The sequence below is a fragment of the Sterolibacterium denitrificans genome, assembly GCF_900174485.1.
GTDB lineage: Bacteria > Pseudomonadota > Gammaproteobacteria > Burkholderiales > Rhodocyclaceae > Sterolibacterium > Sterolibacterium denitrificans.
The window spans coordinates 347276-367108 of sequence record NZ_LT837803.1; the positions used below are offsets into that span (position 1 = coordinate 347276).

General features: G+C 65.0%; 19 protein-coding genes. 12 read left to right on the plus strand and 7 right to left on the minus strand.

Annotated elements, in window-relative coordinates:
- Window position 1: 1 nt before the first annotated feature.
- From SDENCHOL_RS01530 to SDENCHOL_RS01560, 7 genes are all read right to left on the minus strand, one after another.
- Complete coding sequence (locus SDENCHOL_RS01530; RefSeq protein ID WP_067169238.1) at window positions 2-1465, minus strand: phytoene desaturase family protein; 1464 nt, start codon at window positions 1463-1465, stop codon at window positions 2-4.
- Window positions 1466-1498: 33 nt separating this feature from the next.
- Entirely contained in the window at window positions 1499-3334 is a 1836-nt protein-coding gene (locus tag SDENCHOL_RS01535; protein ID WP_067169241.1) for a long-chain-acyl-CoA synthetase, read from the minus strand.
- 67 nt (window positions 3335-3401) lie between these two features.
- Window positions 3402-4577, minus strand: coding sequence for an acyl-CoA dehydrogenase family protein (locus tag SDENCHOL_RS01540; RefSeq protein WP_154715758.1), 1176 nt, complete (start codon window positions 4575-4577; stop codon window positions 3402-3404).
- Window positions 4578-4604: 27 nt separating this feature from the next.
- Entirely contained in the window at window positions 4605-5717 is a 1113-nt protein-coding gene (locus SDENCHOL_RS01545; protein WP_067169247.1) for an acyl-CoA dehydrogenase family protein, read from the minus strand.
- 127 nt (window positions 5718-5844) lie between these two features.
- Window positions 5845-7017 (minus strand): lipid-transfer protein, encoded by a 1173-nt coding sequence (locus SDENCHOL_RS01550; RefSeq protein WP_067169249.1) that lies wholly within the window; start codon window positions 7015-7017, stop codon window positions 5845-5847.
- Between the two features lie 2 nt (window positions 7018-7019).
- The gene (locus SDENCHOL_RS01555) at window positions 7020-7448 is read right to left on the minus strand and encodes a MaoC/PaaZ C-terminal domain-containing protein (protein ID WP_067169252.1); all 429 of its coding nucleotides are present in this window, start codon (window positions 7446-7448) and stop codon (window positions 7020-7022) included.
- A gap of 23 nt (window positions 7449-7471) precedes the next feature.
- The gene (locus tag SDENCHOL_RS01560) at window positions 7472-8437 is read right to left on the minus strand and encodes a bifunctional MaoC family dehydratase N-terminal/OB-fold nucleic acid binding domain-containing protein (RefSeq protein ID WP_067169255.1); all 966 of its coding nucleotides are present in this window, start codon (window positions 8435-8437) and stop codon (window positions 7472-7474) included.
- Between the two features lie 351 nt (window positions 8438-8788).
- Between SDENCHOL_RS01560 and SDENCHOL_RS01565 the strand changes: the two genes are divergently transcribed.
- The 12 genes from SDENCHOL_RS01565 (at window position 8789) to SDENCHOL_RS01620 (ending at window position 19831) form a co-directional block, all read left to right on the plus strand.
- Window positions 8789-9172 carry a DUF488 domain-containing protein gene (locus SDENCHOL_RS01565; protein WP_067169258.1) on the plus strand — a complete coding sequence of 128 codons (384 nt, stop codon included), beginning with the start codon at window positions 8789-8791 and terminating at the stop codon, window positions 9170-9172.
- Window positions 9173-9199: 27 nt separating this feature from the next.
- On the plus strand, window positions 9200-9787 hold the full coding sequence (locus tag SDENCHOL_RS01570; RefSeq protein ID WP_067170628.1) for a uracil-DNA glycosylase family protein: 588 nt from the start codon (window positions 9200-9202) through the stop codon (window positions 9785-9787).
- A gap of 172 nt (window positions 9788-9959) precedes the next feature.
- The gene (locus SDENCHOL_RS01575) at window positions 9960-11456 is read left to right on the plus strand and encodes a DegQ family serine endoprotease (protein ID WP_067169261.1); all 1497 of its coding nucleotides are present in this window, start codon (window positions 9960-9962) and stop codon (window positions 11454-11456) included.
- 140 nt (window positions 11457-11596) lie between these two features.
- Window positions 11597-11962 (plus strand): hypothetical protein, encoded by a 366-nt coding sequence (locus tag SDENCHOL_RS01580; protein ID WP_067169264.1) that lies wholly within the window; start codon window positions 11597-11599, stop codon window positions 11960-11962.
- Window positions 11959-12798 carry an HDOD domain-containing protein gene (locus SDENCHOL_RS01585; protein WP_067169267.1) on the plus strand — a complete coding sequence of 280 codons (840 nt, stop codon included), beginning with the start codon at window positions 11959-11961 and terminating at the stop codon, window positions 12796-12798. Before SDENCHOL_RS01580 ends, SDENCHOL_RS01585 begins: the two co-directional genes overlap by 4 nt.
- A 230-nt stretch (window positions 12799-13028) precedes the next feature.
- Entirely contained in the window at window positions 13029-13916 is an 888-nt protein-coding gene (locus tag SDENCHOL_RS01590) for a CoA transferase subunit A (RefSeq protein ID WP_197706807.1), read from the plus strand.
- A gap of 10 nt (window positions 13917-13926) precedes the next feature.
- Window positions 13927-14730, plus strand: a complete 804-nt coding sequence (locus SDENCHOL_RS01595) for a CoA-transferase subunit beta (RefSeq protein WP_067170633.1) — start codon at window positions 13927-13929, stop codon at window positions 14728-14730.
- A 9-nt stretch (window positions 14731-14739) separates the two neighbouring features.
- Window positions 14740-15180 carry a Zn-ribbon domain-containing OB-fold protein gene (locus SDENCHOL_RS01600; RefSeq protein WP_067169271.1) on the plus strand — a complete coding sequence of 147 codons (441 nt, stop codon included), beginning with the start codon at window positions 14740-14742 and terminating at the stop codon, window positions 15178-15180.
- Window positions 15177-16358, plus strand: a complete 1182-nt coding sequence (locus tag SDENCHOL_RS01605; RefSeq protein ID WP_067169275.1) for a lipid-transfer protein — start codon at window positions 15177-15179, stop codon at window positions 16356-16358. Before SDENCHOL_RS01600 ends, SDENCHOL_RS01605 begins: the two co-directional genes overlap by 4 nt.
- Window positions 16359-16541: 183 nt before the next feature.
- Window positions 16542-17606, plus strand: coding sequence for an NAD(P)H-dependent flavin oxidoreductase (locus SDENCHOL_RS01610; protein ID WP_067169278.1), 1065 nt, complete (start codon window positions 16542-16544; stop codon window positions 17604-17606).
- A 162-nt stretch (window positions 17607-17768) separates the two neighbouring features.
- Window positions 17769-18533 carry an enoyl-CoA hydratase family protein gene (locus SDENCHOL_RS01615; protein WP_197706808.1) on the plus strand — a complete coding sequence of 255 codons (765 nt, stop codon included), beginning with the start codon at window positions 17769-17771 and terminating at the stop codon, window positions 18531-18533.
- A gap of 125 nt (window positions 18534-18658) precedes the next feature.
- Window positions 18659-19831: an acyl-CoA dehydrogenase gene (locus tag SDENCHOL_RS01620; protein WP_067169281.1), complete on the plus strand. Its 1173-nt coding sequence runs from the start codon at window positions 18659-18661 to the stop codon at window positions 19829-19831.
- The last annotated feature ends 2 nt before the right edge of the window (window positions 19832-19833 follow it).

Genomic DNA, 19833 nt, shown 5'->3' on the forward strand with positions numbered 1-19833 from the left:
CTCAGAGATCCTCGAGCACCATGGCGGCGACGTTGAAGCCCGAATCCACCGCCTGATGCGTGCCGGCGCCGCGGCCGCCGGCATCGCAGCCGACGAGATAGAGACCCGCCAGCGGCGTGCGCGCGTCCGGCTTATGCTTGCCGATCTGGCCGACGATCTGGGCCAGGCCGACGGCCTCGCCGCCGGCGCCGGGCACGGCCGAATCGCGGGTCATGCTGGAGATCATGCGCGGGCCGTAGGGCTCGCGGCGGATGAGGTGCTGTTTGAGCGTCGGGTAGAGTTCCTCGATCACGCGCTCGGCACGCTCGATGGCCTCGTCGGCCATCGGCGATTTCGGATCGGCGGAAACGAAGACCTGGAAGTTGGCGATCTGGTGGCCGGGCACCGGCGACATGTCCGGGTCGAAGGCGGTTTCGACATCGATGACGATGGGCGGCACTTCGGGCCATTCGCCGCGCAGCATGGCCGCCCAGGCCGGATCGTCGAGGTGGCCTTCGTCGCTGAAGATGGTGATGAAGGCGCCTTCGAACAACGGCGTGTCGAGCACGTAACGGCAACCGGCGATCGACAGACTGGGCACCAGCCGGCGGACGCGTTCGACATAATCGGCGGGGAAGTGCGCGGGGCCGGCGAGCTGCAGCACCGTCGGCTGGATGCCGGCGTTGGAGATGATGGCGTGAGCGCGCAGTTCCTCGCCGTTCTTGGTGAGCACGCCGACGGCGCGGCCGTTCTCGACGAGGATTTCGCTGACGGTTTCGCGCGGCCGATACACGCCACCGTGTTCCGCGACATATTCGGCGCACATTTCGGCAAGACGGCCGTAGCCGCCCTTCTGGTAACGGCCCGCGCCGCCCAGCACCAGTTGACGGAGAGTAAACACGGCCTCGGATGCGGCAAGCTGGTCGGTCGTGACGGTGAACAGGGCGTTCATCGTCAGGCCCAGGTGATCGACCATGGCGCGCGGCAGACCGAAGGGGCGCAACCAGTCGGAAAAGCGGGTGTCGTCGAGATCGGCGATTTCCTCGTCGCTCAGCGCCATGGCCGTCGCATAGACGCTGGCCATGGCCATGATGTCCTCGTCGCCGACGCCCAGCGTCTGCTTCAGGCGCTCCATCGATTCGGGATTGAATTCGCTCGGCTTGAGGCCGGTGAGCATGGTGCGCCAGCCGTCGGACTTCGACTTGTAGTAGATGCGCGCCATGTCGCCTTGCGGGAAGATGAATTCGGCGCGCTCGCCGAAACCCAGCAGCGCCGCCAGTTCGTGGAAACGCGAGTTCTCGGCCGGGATGCCGACGGCGCCGAAGGCTTCGATCTTGTAGCCGCGTCGATCGAGCCATTGCACCTTGCCGGCGGCGCGCGGCATCCTGTCGAGCAGCGCCACGCGCTTGCCGGCATGCGCCAGCAGCGCCGCCACGCTGGCGCCGCCGTAGCCGGCACCGATAACGATTGCATCGAACTGCTGCATGTCCGGCCTCCTCGATAAACAATGATCGGTAGTTTAGACGCCCGGCGCGAACGGCGTGAGGCCGAGGCGCGCCAGCGCTTCGAGGCTATAGGGCGAGTAGGTCGCGTTCTGCGCGTCGCGGACGAACAGCGGATCGGCGAAATTCGCCGGGTCGTAGCCCTGACGCTGCAAATCCTGTTTGCGCAGCTTGAACGTGGTGGTCATGTCGGCCGCCGTCGCCACCCGCACGAACAGTGGGGCGGCATAGGACGGCAGGCGGCTGGCCGTCAACGCGTAGAAAGCCTGCGCGTCGAACGCCTTGCCCGGCTGCATCACCACCGCCGCCATGCCGGCGCGGCCTTCGTGTCGCGGCACTTTCACGCCGTAGATGTTGATGCTTTCCAGCCCTGGAAAATCCGCCAGCGTCTCGGCGACTTCGGTAGTCGCCACGTTTTCGCTTTTCCAGCGGAAGGTATCGCCGATGCGGTCGATGAACCAGAAATAGCCGTCTTCGTCGAAGCGGAACAGATCACCCGAACGCCACCAGGCATCGCCCTGCTGGAAGACGTTGCGCAGGATTTTCTGTTCGGTGGCGGTGGCCGAGGTATAGCCTTCGAAACGGCCGCCGGCGATTTCCGGATGGTCGACGATGAAACCGATGGCCTCGCCGACCTCGTCGGCTTCGCAGGGAATCAAGCGGCCGTCCGCGTCGCGCGGATGCTCGTCGCGCGCCAGGTCGTAGCGCACCAAGCGCAGGTTGGTCTTCTCCCAGTACGGTACGCGGCCGCAGGAACCGACGCGGTTGTCGACGTTGAGCAGGTTGCAGTTCGACTCCGTCGCCCCCCAACCCTCGAAGACGTGTTCGATGCCGAAGCGCTCGACGAAGCGCGTCCATACCTCCGCCGTCAGCCCGGCGCCGACGAGGATGCGCAGGCTGTGATCCCTGTCGTCGTCCTGCGGCGGCTGGTTCAGCAGATAGCGGCAGATTTCGCCGATGTACTGGCAGACGGTGATCCTGTAGCGGCGCACGTCCTGCCAGAACGCATGCACGCTGAACTTGCGGCGGATGACGATGCTGCTGGCGCCGCGCAGGGCGGTGGAACCCAGCGACATCGCCGCTGCGCCGTGATACAGCGGCAGGAAGCAGTAGAAAACGTCTTCCGGCCCGGTTTCCATCGAAGCCACCTGCACGTCGCCGACGTTGAGCCAGCGCATGTGGCTGGTGCGCGCCGCCTTGGGCAGGCCGGTGGTGCCCGAAGTGCAGATCAACAGCGCCGTGCTTTCGCCCACCCAGTGGTCGCGCAGATGGCGATTGGGATTGCTGCGCGGCTTGCCGGCCGCCCATGCGCTCAAGTCGCTCAGGTCGACTGGGCAACGCTCGCGCAAGGTCGCCGCCGCCGGATTTTCCGCATCGCGCCAGAGACATAGCGGCAACCCGACCATCACCTTCGAGGCGCGCAGTTCCTCGTTCTCCAGGCTGGCCAGCACTTCCTCGCCGACGATGACGGCCTTGGCCTGGGTGGCCTCCAGCGCATTGGCCAACAGGCCGCCGCCGAGCTGGGTATTGATGAAACCGCAGACCAGGCCCGCCTTGTTGAGGCCGAACCAGACGATGAAGAAGTCGGGACGGTTCTCCATCAGCAGCGCCACGCAGTCGCCCGGCGCCAGGCCCAGGCGCAGGACGGCATGCGCCACCTGGTTGGCGCGCGCGTTGACTTCGGCGTAACTCAGCGTCTGCTCGCCGTAGTGGAGAAAAGGACGCTCGGGATAATCACGCGCCTGTTCCTCCAGCCGGTCGGCAATGGTGTAAGGCTGGTCGGGCTTGACGGTATTGCTGGCGATCGCCCGCTTATCGAGCTTGCGCTGGGTTGCTTCGCGGGGAATTGCCATGTGCCCGGCCTCGCAAGTAGAACGATCTGGTCGTCATTCCCGCGCAGGCGGGAATGACGAATCCATTTCAGCGCGAACGCGGCATGCGCAGGCCGAACTGGGCGATCAGGTCGCGTTGCAGCTCATTGACGCCGCCGCCGAAGGTATTGATGGTCGCGGCGCGGTATTCCTCTTCCAGCAGCGCCTTGAACTCCGCCGCCTCGCTGCCGAGGCGGTAGAGGCCGCCCATGCCGAGAATTTCGAGCAGGCGGCGGAAGACGAAGATCATCGTCTCCGAGCCATACACCTTGGAGGCCGAGGCCAGGCCGACGTCTATGCGGCCGGCGGTGATGTCGCAGGAAATGCGGTAGTTGAGCAGGCGCATCGCCTCGATCTGGCTGTAAGCCTCGGCCAGCGCGCGGCGCACCCAGGGCTCGTCGACGGCGCGCCGTCCTTGCTCGTCGGCCGTCTTGGCCCAGGCCAGCACCTGCTGGAAGGCCGCCGTGGCCTTGACGCCGAAGGCGCCGAGACCGACGCGCTCGTGATTGAGCTGCGAGGTGATCAGCTTCCAGCCGCCGTGCAATTGCCCGACCAACATGCTCGCCGGCACCTTGACGTTGTCGTAATAAGTGGCGTTGGTGCGGTGGCCGACGGTGTGGATCGGCGTGAGCGAATAGCCGGGGGCCTTGGTGTCGACGATCAGGATGGAGATGCCCTTGTGGCGCTTCTCTTCCGGATTGGTGCGGCAGGCCAGCCAGATGTAGTCGGCCGATTCGGCGTCCGAAGTGAACAGCTTGCTGCCGTTCACGACGAAGTGATCGCCTTCCTGCACCGCGCTGGTGGACAGCGTCGCCAGGTCGGTGCCGGCGTTGGCTTCGGTGTAGCCGATGGCGAAGTGCAGCTCGCCGGCGGCGATGCCGGGCAGGAATTTCTTCTTGTGCTCTTCCGATCCGTGCGCCATCAGCGCCGGGCCGACGGTGTTCACGGTGACGAAGGGCAGCGTCGCGCCAGCGATGAAGACTTCCTCGAAGAAGATCAACTGCTCGATCGGCGTGTAACCGCGGCCGCCGTATTCCTTGGGCCAGCCGACGGCCAGCCAGCCGTCCTTGCCCATCTGGCGGCACAGGTTCTTGTAGGCCGCATGGCGCTCGTCGCCGTCTTCGCGGCGCAGCGCGATCCGGACTTCCTCGCTCATGATGGAATTGAAATAGGCGCGGATTTCCTTGCGCAGCGCCTTCTGTTCCGGGGTCAGATCTACGTACATGAATTTCTCTCCAGGCAGATGGCAGGCTCAGATTTCGACGCCCGCGGTTTCCGGCTTGGCCAGCCAGTCCCCCAAGGCTTGCAGGTCGGCGGTCGCGCCGCCCAGCGAGATTTCCAGCGCGCGGCTCCAGTAGAGGAAGCGGTGGATCGGGTAGCTGACGTCGGAGCCCATGCCGCCATGCATGTGCGAGCAGGCATGGGCCACGCGGTGACCACACTCGGCGGCCCAGTACTTGGCCACGCGCGCCGCGCCTTCGGCTTCGAGGCCGTTGTCCAGGCGCCAGCAAAGCTGCCAGAGCGTCGAGCGCAGCGCTTCGATGTCGATGTAGCAATCGGCCGAGCGCGCGCCGATCACCTGGAAACTGCCGATTGGACGGTCGAACTGGACGCGCTGGCTGGTGTATTCGACGGTGCGGCGCAGGTCTTCGGCAGCCACGCCGAGTTGCAGCGCGGCCAGGCAGGCCAGCGCGCGCTGTTCGCACCAGGGCAGCGCCGCGGCGGGCAGCGCCTGGTCGTTGCCGACGGCGACACTTCTGAGGACAAGGTCGGCGGCCGGTTCGGCATGGGTCAGCGTGCCGGCGATCTTCTCGATGCCGGCGGCCTGCAAGTCGACGACGAACAGACGCACGCCATCGGCGGTGGCGGCGGGCAGCAGCGCCAGTTGCGCGCTCACCGCCAGCGGCACGGCGACGGCGCGGCCGTCGAGCTGCCAGCCGTTGCCGGCGGCCTTGGCCTGCAAGGCGATGCCGCGCGAGGCGGACAGGCCGTCGAGCGACAGCGTGGCCAGCGCGCTGCCGGCAATCAGTTTTTCCAGCCAGGCGGACTTGAGCGCGGCCGGCGCGAACTTCGCCAGCGCGGCGGCGGCAAGCTGCTGACGCCACAGCGGCGCCGGCGCGACGTAGCGGCCCTGCTGTTCGAGGGCGAGCATCAGCTCGATCATGCCGAGGCCGCTACCGCCGTCGTCTTCCGGCACGATCAGGCCGAGCAGGCCGGTTTCGGCCAATTGCCGCCACAGACCTTCGTCATGGTCCTTGCCGCTGTCCCAGAAGCCGCGCACCTGGTCGTCGCTGCAGTAATCGGCGAACACGCTGGTCGCCATATCGGCGATGGCGCGCTGTTCTTCGCTGAGGTCGAAATTCATGTTGAATGATCCTTGTAAGGATTGTGGTTCAGGTTCCCACCGAATTCGTCATTCCCGCCTGCGCGGGAATGACGACCAAAGGAAGTTCCTCTGGAGCGCGCATTGCTGAGCATTCTTTCCAATCGGGCTACATCCTGCCGAGGATCGCGCCGCCCGTCGGCACGCCGACGCCGGAAGTGACCAGGGCATGGTTGACGTTCTTCTTCGGCTGATTGACCGAGGTGCCGCGCACCAGGCGCACCGCCTCGACGATGCCGTTGACGCCATGAATGTAGGCTTCCGACAACTGGCCGCCGTGGGTGTTGGTCGGCAGACGGCCGTCCGGACGCAGGTTGCCGTCGAGCACGAACTTGGCGGCTTCGCCGAATTCGCAGAAGCCCCACGATTCGAGCTGCATCAGCACGATCGAGGAGAAGGCGTCGTAGATCACCGCCGCGTCGATGTCCTTGGCGGACAGGCCGCACTGCGCGTAGGCGTGCCTGGCGGCGATGTCCATCTCGGGAATGCGGCCGATCTCGGCGCGGTAGAACGAGGTCATTTCTTCCTGATCGCGCGGCGAGCACTGGGCCACGCCATTGATCAGCACGCCGGGCTGCTTGAGATCGCGCGCGCGTTCGGGCGTGGTGACGATGACCGCCGAACCGCCGTCGCTTTCCTGGCAGCAATCGAACAAACGCAGCGGATCGCAGATGCGCCGCGCGTTGTCGTAGTCGGCGCGGGTGAACGGCTGGTTGTAGAAGAAGGCCGCCGGGTTCTTGACGGCGTATTCGCGCGTCGTGTGCGCAATCTCGAACAGCGCGTCCTCGGTGCAGCCGGTCAGGTGCATGTAGCGCTGGGTGTACATCGCCACCCAGGAGGTCGGCGTGAGCAGGCCGTAGGGCATGTACCAGCCGTAGTGGATCGCGCTGCCGGTGATCAGCGAGCCGGACACGCCGGCCGAGTAGCGATGGCCGGAGCGACCGTTGAGCGCGCGGTAGCAGACGACGACTTCGGCCATGCCGGTAGCCACGGCCATCGCCGCCTGCAGCAGCGTGCCGGTCGCCGCGCCGCCGCCGTAGGGCACGCGGGCGAAGAAGTTGAGGTCGTTGCAGCCGACGGCGCGGGCGACGTCGACTTCCTCGTTCTGGTCCATGGTGAAGGTCACCATGCCATCGACGTCGGAAGCCTTGAGGCCGGCATCATTCAGCGCGGCCTTGACGGCCTCGGCGGCCAGGGAGAGTTCCGAGCGGCCGGAGTTCTTGGAGAACTCGGTCGAGCCGATGCCGGCGATCGCGGCCTTGTTCGCAATATTGGCAACCATGTTCAAGCCTCCTTGGGCAGGGCGACGCGCACCGTGCCATTCATGTGCGTACCCCAGACATTGTTGACGCCCTCGACGGCGACGCTGACGACGCCGGTGGCGTCATCCTTGGCTTTCACCTCGCCGCTGATGGTCATCACGAAGCCGGGCAGATTGGGCGCGCCGAGCTTGATGTCGATGCCCTTCAGCGTGCAGTCCGGGCCGGCCCAGTCGGTGACGAAGCGGCCCATGAAGCCGTTGCTGGTGATGATGTTCATGAAGACGTCGGACAGGCCGGTGGCCTGGGCGACCTTCTTGTCGTGGTGCACCGGCGTGAAGTCGCGCGAGGCGAGCGCCGAGCCGATGATGAGGCCGGAGGTGATGTCGATCTTGAGCTCGGGCAGCTTGTCGCCGACCTTGACCTGGCCGTATTTCAGGGTGTTCAGATTCATGATGTGTACTCCGTTCTCCGTAATCAGGCCAGATAGAACTGCGGCAGCCAGGTCTTCTCGTCGACCTTCTCGACCTTGCCCTTGACCTTCATGCCGATCTTGATGGCTGCCGGTTCGCAGCCGACCAGGTTGGCGACCAGGTTGGTGCCCTCGCCGAGCTTGATGACGGCGCAGATCAGCGGATAGGGATAGCCCGGGAACTTCGGGTAGTGCATCTGGGTGAAGCTGATGATTTCGCCTTCGAGCTTCGATTCGATCGAGTCCCATTCGGTCGACTGGCACTCGCCGCACATCGGCCGCGGCGGATGGCGCAGCGTCTGGCAGCTCTTGCAGCGCTGGATGAGCACCTTGCCATTGTCCACGGCCTCCCACCACCAAGCGTTGTCGTGGCCGCGCGGCGAAGCCAGACGCGTCGGCGTGGCGGGCGCGCCGTCGGCTTCGGATGCGGCAGCCGGTGCCTGGTCGGCATTGGGAATGAACTTCAGGCAGCGGAAGACCTGGCGGCCGACTTCTTCCTTGTTCTGGTCGGTGAAGGTGGTCAGCGTCTCGATGAAATAGCCGATGCCGCGCTGCGTGGCCTTCTGCTCGGAAATGCTGGAGATGATGGTATGCGCATAGACCTGATCGCCCAGCCGCAGATCGCGGAAATATTCGCTGTTGGTATTGGTGCCGAGCACGCCGGTGAAGCCGTGGGCATCGAAGACGTTGTGCAGCTCGCGCTGCAGATCCTGCGCCGGCTTCTGGCACATCGGGTAGCCCTCCATGCTCCAGATCTGCAGCATGTGGGCCGGCGCGACGATGCCGCCCTTGCTCGACTTGGCAGCGTAGTCGGCGTCGGTATACACAGGATTCTCGTCGCCCAGCACTTCCGCCCAGTGACGGATCATGGCCGCATTGACGTCGTCCTTGCCGCGCTTGGGCGCGCCGAGTTCCCGGCCGACGTAGGCCCGGATCTTTTCTTCAAACGCTTTGGTTTCTTCAGGAGTCATGGTCGTTTCCCGGTTGGTCGAACAGTGAGAATCTGGCCGCAGGACAGCCGCGCCATGCAGCGCGCCGGCAGGCAAAACAGCGTTTGAATCTACGCGAAACACCCGGCCCAATCCTCGTCTGAATGGACGATGGAAGGCCGGTTCCATAAATCCGGCAACGGCAAACCCCTCACCGCAACCGGCCGGCAGGCCGAGGCTTGCCGCGCGACGGGTCGAACTTCATCAGGCGGAACGACAAGCGGCTTGCGCCCAGGTTTTGCAGCCGATAGGATGCTCCGGTTCGATGGGCCACTCGACACGAGCGTCGGCTGCCGCTTTTCCCGGCAGGACATTGCGACAAGGAGCGCATCAATGGACATTGCCTTGAAACGTGCCTATGAAACGCCCGCCAGCACGGATGGCCGGCGCATCCTGGTGGATCGCCTGTGGCCGCGCGGCCTGACCAAGGCGCAAGCGCAGATCGATCTGTGGCTCAAGGAAGTCGCGCCGTCGAATGCGCTGCGCCAGTGGTTTGCCCACGATCCGAAGAAATGGACGGAGTTCAGGAAACGCTACCGCAGCGAGCTGCAGCACAATCCGGCGCTGGCCGAGCTGCAGGCGCTCGCGCGGCAGGGCGGCGCCAGGCTCACCCTGGTGTATGCCGCCAGGGATGAAGTCCACAACCAGGCGCGGGTGCTGCAGGAGTTGCTCGAGGAGTCCCTGAAGCATTCACATTCACCTTCACATTCCGCCTGAATGATTGCAGAACGACCGCAGGATGCCATGACCTCACTTGCCGCGCTGCTGGCAGAAATCCGCGCCTGCCAGGCGTGTGCCGAACACTTGCCGCATGGGCCGCGTCCGGTGTTCCAGTTTCATCCGGCGGCAAAAATCCTGATCGCCGCGCAGGCGCCGGGCCGCAAGGTGCATGAAACGGGTCTGCCCTTCAACGATGCCAGCGGCGATCGCCTGCGCGACTGGCTGGGTGTGTCGCGCGAGACGTTCTACGATGCGCGGCAGTTCGCGTTATTGCCCATGGGTTTCTGCTTTCCCGGCACGGGCGCATCCGGCGATCTGCCGCCCCGGCCCGAATGCGCGGCACTGTGGCGCGAGCAACTCCTGGCCCGGCTGCGCCAGCGCCAACTGACCCTGGTCATCGGCCAGTATGCGCTGGCCTGGCATCTGCCGCAGCAGCGCGGCAGACCGCTCACCGAAAGCGTCAGGGCATGGCGCGATCGCTGGCCGGCGTTGATGGTCTTGCCGCACCCCAGTCCGCGCAACAACCTCTGGCTCAGGCGCAATCCGTGGTTTGAAGCGGAGTTGCTGCCGCCCCTGCGGCAGCGGGTACGGCAGATATTGCAGCAGGCATGAAAAACCCGTCACGAAATTCGTGGAACATTTCTTTTGCCCGATGATCAATATCCTCCACGGGCCATCCGCTGCGATGCCTCGCTGCCATGAAATGCCGTGAATCATCGGCCCGCAGCGCACGGCATGGCCCACGATATTTCAACCCGATGAATCGAACCAACCGAGGAACAGCATGGAATCGACCCGACTCACCAAATACTTCAGACGCAGCATGGTCGTCGGCGCCGTCACTGTCGCGACGCTGACGGGTGTCTATGTCGTGCACGGAAAATCGCCGATCGGCGAAGCCTGGTGCGCACCCAGCGCAACGAAAACCGCGCCGGCGGCAATGGCAGCGACGGCGGCTGCGGCCGCGGTCGATCGCCGCCTGGTGGCCTTGCCCGACTTCACGGAGATCGTGGCCAGACAGGGCCCGGCGGTCGTCAATATCAGCGTCAACGGCTCGCGCAAGGCTGGCGCGTTCGGCATGCCGCAGCTCGATCCGAACGATCCCTTCTACGAATTCTTCCGCCGCTTCCAGGGGCCGCAATCGCGCGAGCGGGTGCCCATCCAGGGCCAGGGTTCCGGTTTCATCATCAGCGGCGATGGCTATGTCCTGACCAATGCCCATGTGGTCGACGATGCCGACGAAGTGACCGTCAAGCTCACCGACAAGCGCGAATTCAAGGCCAAGGTGGTGGGCGTGGATCGCCCGACCGACGTGGCCGTGCTGAAGGTCGAGGCGCAGGGCCTGCCGACGGTGAAGATCGGCAGTTCCGAGAACAGCCGCGTGGGCGAGTGGGTAGTGGCCATCGGCGCGCCTTTCGGCTTCGAGAACAGCGTTACTGCCGGCATCGTCTCGGCCAAGTCGCGCAGTCTGCCGGACGAGGGCTATGTGCCATATCTGCAGACCGACGTGGCGATCAACCCCGGCAATTCGGGCGGCCCGCTGTTCAACATGAATGGCGAGGTGATCGGCATCAATTCGCAGATCTACAGCCGCAGCGGCGGCTATCAGGGCCTGTCCTTCGCCATTCCGATCGACGTGGCCATGAAGGTGCAGCGCCAGTTGATCGATCACGGCAAGGTCAGCCGCGGCCGCATCGGCGTAACCATCCAGGATGTGAATCAGGATCTGGCGGATACCTTCGGTCTGGACAAGCCGGTCGGCGCGCTGGTGAGTTCGGTGGAAAAGAACAGCCCGGCGCAGAAGGCCGGACTCGATGCCGGGGATATCATCCTCAAATTCAACGGCAAGAGCATCACCCGCTCCAGCGAGTTGCCGCCGCTGGTTTCGGAGCAGGCGCCGGGCAGCACGGCGACCATGACGATCTGGCGCAAGGGCAAGTCGCGCGATATTTCACTGCGCCTGGCCGAGGTGCCGAATCAGCAGGCGCGCGGCAAGGACGATGAGGCCGGCGGCGGCAAGCTGGGGCTGGCCGTGCGGCCGCTGACGGCCGAGGAACGCCGCGCCGCCGACGCCGAAGGCGGCCTGCTGGTCGAGAACGTGGTCGCCGGCCCGGCGGCGCGGGCGGGCATTCGTCCTGGCGACATCATACTTTCGGTGAATGGCGAGCAGGTCGCCAGCATCGAGCAGTTGCGCAAGGCGCTGTCCGGCAACGAGAAGCAACTGGCCCTGCAGATCCAGCGTGGCGACGGCAGGATGTTCGTGGCGGTGCGCATCAAATAGGCAGGCCGCACGGTGCCGGCAACGCCTGTCGGCACTGACGGCGCAGACCCTGCAGGCTCGGGCGCTGGTGGTGTAGTCTGGCTTTGGTTATATTTGGTTATACTTTCCGGAGTTTCCCCACTCGCCTCGAGCCCACCTGCATGAGCCATTCCCTGCGTGTCGTCACACTGGAGGAGGTCACGCCAGACAGCGTGCTGGGTGAAGACGTGCGACGCGCGGACGGCATGCTGGTGCTCGCGGCCGGCGTGGTTCTGGCCGAGAGCCACCTCGGGCGCTTGCGCGACCTGGGCATTCCCGAAGTCGTCATCGTCGGGCCTGCTGCCGACGCTGCCGATGCAACGGCGCCGGATGGTGCTGCATCGGCTACATCGGCTGAAGCACACGAAGCGCTCGAACAGGCCGAGCGTGCCAGGGTGAACCGTCTGTTCCGCAAGTCCGAGGATGACCGGGTGACGCGGGATCTTTTCCAGGCAGTGCTCGAATACAGACTGGGCAAACTCAAGTGACACCGATCAGCCTGCAGGCCGTCATCAATGATCTGGGCAATCTGCCGGCCGCGCCGGCGGTGGTGATGCAGCTCATGGAGTATCTGGAGCGCGATGAGGTCGAAGGCAAGGAGGTGGCGCGGCTGATCGCCCAGGATCCGGTCCTTGCCGCCAAATGCCTGAGCCTGGCCAACTCATCCGTGTACGCGGTGCAACGCCGCGTCTCCACGATCCAGGATGCGCTGGTGGTGGTCGGCCAGCAGGCGGTGGCCGCCATGGTCTCGTCGATGGCGGTGACCGAGCGTTTCCAGCGCCTGCGGATCGAAGGCTACGATCCGCGCAATTTCTGGCTGCACAGCGTCTGCACGGCATTCAGCGCGCGCGCGCTGGCGCGGTATACCCGCATCAATCCGGAAACCGCTTTCGTCACCGGGCTGATTCATGACATTGGCCAGTTGGCGCTGGCGGCGCGGTTTCCCGAGCATTTTTCCGCCGTGCTCGAATACAAGCGCGACAAGGACTGCCGCACGATCGACGCCGAGAAGCGCGTCCTTGGCTTCACCCATAGCCAGGTGGGCGAAGCGGTTGCCGAGGAACTGAAGTTTACCCCCGAGGTGGCCCGGGCAGTGGCGGGGCACCATGAGCCCGAAGCGCATCCGGCCAGCACGCTGACCAGCCTGATCCATGTGGCCGACGTACTCGGCCATACCCTGGAATTCGCGCAGGATGAAAACGATCTGGCGCCGCGCATGGCCGAATTCGCCCTCGATCGACTCGGCCTGGGCTGGGCGGATCTCAAGCAGGTGATGGCCGAAGTCGATGCGCAGCGACAGGATGCCGATCTGTTCCTCCACTGAGGACGGCGCCGCCGGCCACTCTCGGCAGGCTGGATAAATCCCAGATATTTCAACGGCTTGCCAGCCGTCTAGCCTGTCCGTGCTAGTCCTCTTGGACGATGAGAGCGGCAGGCTTTCTCGCAAGAATGGACCGCTTGTACGTGGCATGACTCAAGCGGTCCATGAGATCCGCGACGAGTCCATGACAAGCGCAATCCCGATGGCTATCTGAAAAGGACGAGGCTCGGCCAATGAATACACCACTGAACAAACAGATGAGCGCCGCCGAAGCGGTGGCGCGCATCGAGAGCGGCATGACGATCGGCATCGGCGGCTGGGGCCCGCGCCGCAAGCCGATGGCGCTGGTGCGCGAACTGCTGCGCTCGGAGGTCAAGGATCTGACCATCGTCGCCTACGGCGGCCCGGAAGTCGGCATGCTCTGCGCGGCCGGCAAGGTGAAGAAGCTGATCTTCGGTTTCGTCACCATGGATGCCATTCCGCTCGAACCCTACTACCGCAAGGCGCGCGAAGCCGGTCAACTGGAGCTGATGGAACTCGACGAAGGTATGTTCGAGTGGGGCCTGCGCGCGGCCGGCATGCGCCTGCCCTTCCTGCCGACGCGCTGCGGCCAGGGCACCGACGTGATGAAGCACAACCCGGAAATCAAGACCATCCAGTCGCCTTATGCCGATGGCGAAGTGATGCTGGCGATGCCGGCGCTGAAGCTGGACGTGGCCCTGCTCCACGTCGATCGCGCCGACCGTCTGGGCAACGTGCTGAACACCGCCCACGATCCACTGTTCGACGATCTTTTCGCGCGCGCCGCCGATGCCTGCTACGTGTGCACCGAAGTGCTCGAAGACAAGTTCGAGCTGACGGCGGACGAAGCGCGCTACAACTACTTCGAACGCTATCTGGTCACCGGCGTGGTGCACTCTCCGGGCGGCGGCCATCCGACCTACTGCGGCAAGAGCTACGGCTGGGACATGGAGCACCTGAAGAAGTACAACGCCAGCGCTGCCGAGGAAAGCGGCTGGCAGCAGTACTACGACGAATTCATTGCCGCCGGCGAGGATGCCTACATTGCAAAGAATGGCGGCATGGAGCGCATCGCCAAGCTGCGCCAGCCCATTTTCTGAGGTGACCGAGATGACACAAGCGAATGATTGCACCCTGGCCGAACTGATGATCGTCGCCTGCGCCGAAGCCTGGCGCGGCGACGGCGAGGTGCTGGCTTCCGGCATCACCACCATCCCGCGCCTGGGCGCGAGCCTGGCCAGGCTGACCTTCTCGCCGGCACTGCTGATGACCGATTCCGAATGCCTGCTGGTCTCCGAGCCGATTCCGCTCGGCCCGCGCGGCGATTACGTCGCCAAATACGAAGGCTACATGGGCTTCGATCGCGTCTTCGAATGCGTCTGGGGCGGCAAGCGCCACGCCATGATCGGCCCGACCCAGATCGACCGCTACGGCCAGTCCAACCTGTCCGCCGTCGGCCCCGACTACAGCAAGCCCAAGCTCGCCATGCTGGGCGTGCGCGGCCTGCCGGGCAACAACATCTGCCATGCCAACTCCTATTTCGTGCCCAACCACAGCAACCGCGTCTTCGTGACCAACGACGAAGTGGACATGGTGTCCGGCCCCGGCTACAACCCCAAGCGCCTGCTGCCCGGCATGAAGAGCTTCGTCGATCTGCGCCTGATCGTCACCGATCTCTGCGTGATGGATTTCCAGGGGCCGAACCATGCCATTCGCGTCAAGTCGCTGCATCCCGGCGTGAGTTTCGAGCAGGTGCAGGCCGCCACCGGCTTCCCGCTGCTGCAAGCCGACGACATGGACACGACGCCGCTGCCCGCGGCCGAGCAACTGGAGATCATCCGCCGCCTCGATCCGCACGATCAGCGTGCCGTCGTGATCAAGAACAATCCGCCGGCCGTGCGCGCGGCCGCCTGAGGAGGAAACATGAGCGCCAAGACGCAAGAGCCGGTATTGCCCGGCTGGTTTTCCGAGGGGAAGGAGCCGCACCTGATCGGTTCGCGCTGCGAAGCCTGCGGCACTTATTACTTTCCCAAGCTGACGACCTTCTGCCGCAATCCGGACTGCAGCTCGGAACAGTTCAGCGAAGTGCCGCTGTCGCGCACCGGCAAGCTCTGGTCCTACACCAACGCCGCCTACAAGCCGCCCGAGCCCTACGTCGCGCCCGAGCCGTTCGAGCCGTTCGGCATCGCCGCCGTGGAACTCGACAAGGAGCGCATGGTGGTGCTTGGTCAACTGGTGAAGGGCGTCGACCTCGCCACACTGAAAGTCGGCATGCCGATGGAGTTGGTCGTGGATGTACTGTCCGAGGATGAAACCACCGCCAAGACAACCTGGAAATGGCAGCCGGCTGGAGGTCAGAAATGAGCAAGGAAATCGCCATCATCGGCGCCGGCATGCACCCCTGGGGCAAGTTCGGCAGGAATTTCGTCGAATACGGCGTCGCCGCCGCGCGCGCAGCACTCGCCGACGCCGGGATCCACTGGCGCGACGTGCAGTTCGTCTCGGGCGCGGCGACCATGCGTTGCGGCTACCCGGGCTATGTCGCCGGCGCCACCTTCTGCCAGGCATTGGGCTGGCAGGGCGCGGAAGTGAATACTTCCTATGCCGCCTGCGCTTCCGGCTCGCAGGCGCTGGCCGCCGCGCGCGCCAAGATCCTCGCTGGCGAATGCGAAGTCGCCTTGGTGATCGGCGCCGACACCACGCCCAAGGGCTTTCTCGCGCCGCAGAAGGGCGAGCGTCCGGACGATCCGGACTGGGTGCGCTTTCGCCTGGGCATCACCAATCCGACCTATTTCGCGCTCTACGCGCGCCGCCGCATGGCGCTGTATGGCGACACGCAGGCCGACTTCGCGCTGGTCAAGGTGAAGAACTCGGAGCACGGTTTCGAGAATCCGAACGCGCGCTACCGCAAGAAATTCACCGCCGAGGACGTTGCCGCTTCCGCCGCGCTGGCCGACCCGCTGCGCCTGATGGACGTCTGCGCGGTTTCCGACGGCGGCGCCGCGCTGATCGTCTGCAGCCTGGAATACGCGAAGAAAATCGGCAAAGCCGATGCCCCGCGCATCGCCGCGATCTCCACGGTGACGCCGACCTTCGCTTCCGCATTGGTGGAAATGCCCGATCTGGCCAACGACTCGGCCGCTGCCGCAGAAGCCTACCGCTTCCGCGCCGCCTTGCCGCAGAAGGCCTACGAGGAAGCCGGTCTCGGCCCGCAGGACATCAGCGTCGCCGAGGTGTACGACCTGTCCACCGCGCTGGAACTCGACTGGTACGAAGACCTGCAGTTCTGCGCGCGCGGCGATGCCGCGAGGCTGGTGCGCGACGGCGTGACCCGCATCGGCGGCCGTCTGCCGGTGAACACCTCCGGCGGCCTGGCCTGCTTCGGCGAAGCCGTGCCGGCGCAGGCGATCGCCCAGGTCTGCGAGCTGACCTGGCAGTTGCGCGGCCAGGCCGGCGCGCGCCAGGTGGCGGGCGCCAAGGTGGGCATCACCGCCAACCAGGGCCTGTTCGGTCATGGGTCGTCGGTGATCGTCAAACGATAAGGAAACGCAAAGCGTATTTATGGCACGTCATTCCCGCGCAAGCGGGAATCCAGTACTTGACCCGAAAACATGGATTCCCGCTTGCGCGGAAATAACGAGTTAGTGCTCAAGACTTTACTCCCCTCTCCCCCGGCCCCTTTCCCGTGAGCGGGAGAGGGAAGTGCAAATTAAGGAACACGCTCGATGAGCAATATTCTCCATACCCCGCTGTGCGACCTGCTTGGCTGCAAATATCCGGTGGTGCAGACCGCCATGGGCTGGGTCGCCGACGCCAACATGGTGGCCGGCACCTGCAACGCCGGCGGCTTCGGCTTTCTCGCCGGCGCGGTGATGACGCCGGCCGAGGTGGAAGCCGCCATCGTCAAGACCAAGTCGCTCACCGACAAGAACTTCGGCCTGAATTTCCACATGTTCCAGCCCGGCGCGATGGAGATCATCGACATCGCCATCAAGCATCGCGACAAAGTGCGCGCCGTCAGCTACGGCCGCGGCCCGGACAAGAAGATGATCCAGCGCTTCAAGGACGCCGGCATCCTCTGCATGCCGACCGTCGGCGCGGTCAAGCACGCGGTGAAGGCGATCGAGCTGGGCGCCGACATCGTCACCGTGCAGGGCGGCGAAGGCGGCGGCCACACCGGCAGCGTGCCCTCCTCGATCCTGCTGCCGCAGGTGCTCGACGCGGTAAAGGTGCCGGTGGTCGCGGCCGGCGGCTACTACGACGGGCGCGGTCTCGCCTCGGCGCTGGCCTGCGGCGCGGCGGGCATCGCCATGGGCACGCGCTTTTTGATGACCAGGGAATCGCCGGTGCCGCAGCAGACGCTCAAGCACTATGTGGCGGTGAAGGACCCGGCAGCGATCCGCACCACCACGGCGGTGGATGGCCTGCCGCAGCGCTTCCTCGACAACCCCACCCTGCACACCCTGGAAGCCGCCAGCCCCATGAAGCGCGTGCTGATCAGCGCGCAGAACGCCTGGCACTGGCGCAGCCGCACCGGCATGACCGTCAAGCAAATGGCCGAATTCGCCTTCAAGGCGCTGAAGGACGGCAGCAGCATTTCCGAAACCATCATGTCGGCCAACGCGCCGGTGGTGATCCAGCGCGCCATGGTCGAGGGCGTGCCCGACGAGGGACTGATGCCCAGCGGCCAGGTGGCGGCGATGATCAAGGAACTGGAAAGCTGCGAGGAGGTCATCGGCGGCATCGTCACCCTGGCCACTGCACGCCTCGAATCGTTCTGCAAGAAATAAGGAAAAGACTTTCAGACCAAGTATCAACCTGTCCTGTCATTTGTCATTCCCGCGAAAGCGGGAATCCAGTAGCGCGTTCATGGATTCCCGTTTTCGCGGGAATGACGGTACAAAAATTTAACGAGATCGCCAATTCCCAGGCATGACATCGAGGAACCTCACATGAGCCAACTGAGCACCCCGTTCCACACCCAGATCGCTGACGGCATCGCCGAGCTGATCATCAACCGTCCGCCGGTCAATGCCCTGGACAGCAGGAGCCAACTGGAACTGGCGCAGGAAATCGACCGCCTCGGCACGCTGGATGAAGTGCGCGTCATCGTCCTGCGCTCCGAAGGCCGCGGCTTCTGCGCCGGCGTCGACATCAAGGAGCTGGATGCCAATCCCGACCTGATCGTCGTCGTCAATCACGCCAACTACGAAACCTTCCGCGCCGTGCATCGCAACCCCCGCCCGGTGATCGTCGCCGTGCATGGTTTCGTGCTCGGCGGCGGCATCGGCATTGCCGGCGCGGCCGACATCATCGTCGCTTCCGAATGCGCCACCTTCGGCGTGCCCGAGGTCGATCGCGGCGCGATGGGCGGCGCCGCCCACCTGCAGCGCATGTTCCCGGTGCAGAAGGTGCGCCACATGTATTTCACCGGCGAAGCCATCACCGCAACCGAAGCCTACCGCCTCGGCGCGGTCGAGAAGCTGGTGAAGAGCAAGGACGAGCTGCGCGAGGCCGCCCTGGTGATCGCGCGCAAGATCGCCGCCAAGAGCCCGGCGATGATCGCCATTGCCAAGGAGTCGCTCAACGGCGTCGAGGACGGTAATCTGGAAGACAAGTACCGCTGGGAGCAGGGCTTCACGCTACAAGCCTACCTGCATCCGGAATCCGCCGAGACGCGTCGCGCCTTCGTGGAAAAGCGCGACGCGAAGTTCTGAAGGTAATGCAGACTGGCTAACCCCTTGTCGTCATCCCCGCGGAAGCGGGGATCCAGGAACGTGTGGATTCCCGCCTGCGCGGGAATGACCGAGGCGTTTCAATCACCGGAGACGGAGATCAATTAATGGAACTGGAATACACCGAACGGCACCACGCCTTCCGCGCCGAAGTGCGTGAATGGCTGGCCGCCCATGTCCCGGCCGAGCCGCTGGAGAGTTTCGACACCGAAGAGGGTTTCAAGGCCCACCGCGAATGGGAAGCCACGCTCAACACCGGCCGCTGGAGCATGGTCACCTGGCCGGTCGAGCTGGGCGGGCGCGGCTGCGACCTGATCGAATGGCTGATCTTCGAAGAGGAATACTGGCGTGCCGGCGCGCCGCTGCGCGTGAACCAGAACGGCATCTTCCTGCTCGGCCCCACCCTCATGGAATACGGCACGCCCGAGCAGAAAAAGCGCTTCCTGCCGAAGATGGCCAATGGCGAGGAAGTCTGGGCGCAGGGCTGGTCGGAGCCCAATGCCGGCTCCGACATGGCCGCCGTGCGCACCAAGGCCATCCTCGATGCCGACGGCAAGACCTACACCATCAACGGCCAGAAGATCTGGTCCACCCGCGCGGTCTGGGCCGACTGGTGCTTCGGCCTGTTCCGCACCGATCCGGAAACCAGCAACCACCACGGCCTGACCTTCATCCTGGTGCCGCTCGACACGCCGGGCATCACCGTGCGGCCGATCAAGCAGTTGAACGGCCTGCCGGGCTTCGCCGAAGTCTTCTTCGACGACGTGAAAGTGCCCGCCGAGAATCGTCTCGGTGAAACCGGCGCAGGCTGGAAAGTGGCGATGGCCACCGCCGGCTTCGAGCGCGGCCTGATGCTGCGCTCGCCGGCCCGCTTCCAGAAGACCGCTCAGGAACTGGTTCAGCTGTATCAGGCCAACCAGGCGCAGGCCGACCGCGATCCGACCATCCGCGACGCCGTGCTGAAAGCCTGGATGGGCGCCGAGGCCTACACGCTGGCGACCTACCGCACCGCCTGCGAGCTGATGAAAGGCAAGAAGATCGGCGTGGAGTCCAGCACCAACAAGATCTTCTGGTCGGAACTCGATCAGGCCATGCACGAAACCGCGCTGGACATCCTCGCCGCGCGCGCCGAGCTGCTGCCGCATGCGCCGGATGCCGCCGGCGTCGGCAACTGGCTGGACGGCTTCCTGTTCGCCCAGGCCGGCCCGATCTATGCCGGCACCAACGAAATCCAGCGCAACATCATCGCCGAGCGCATGCTCGGCATGCCGCGCGTCTAAGG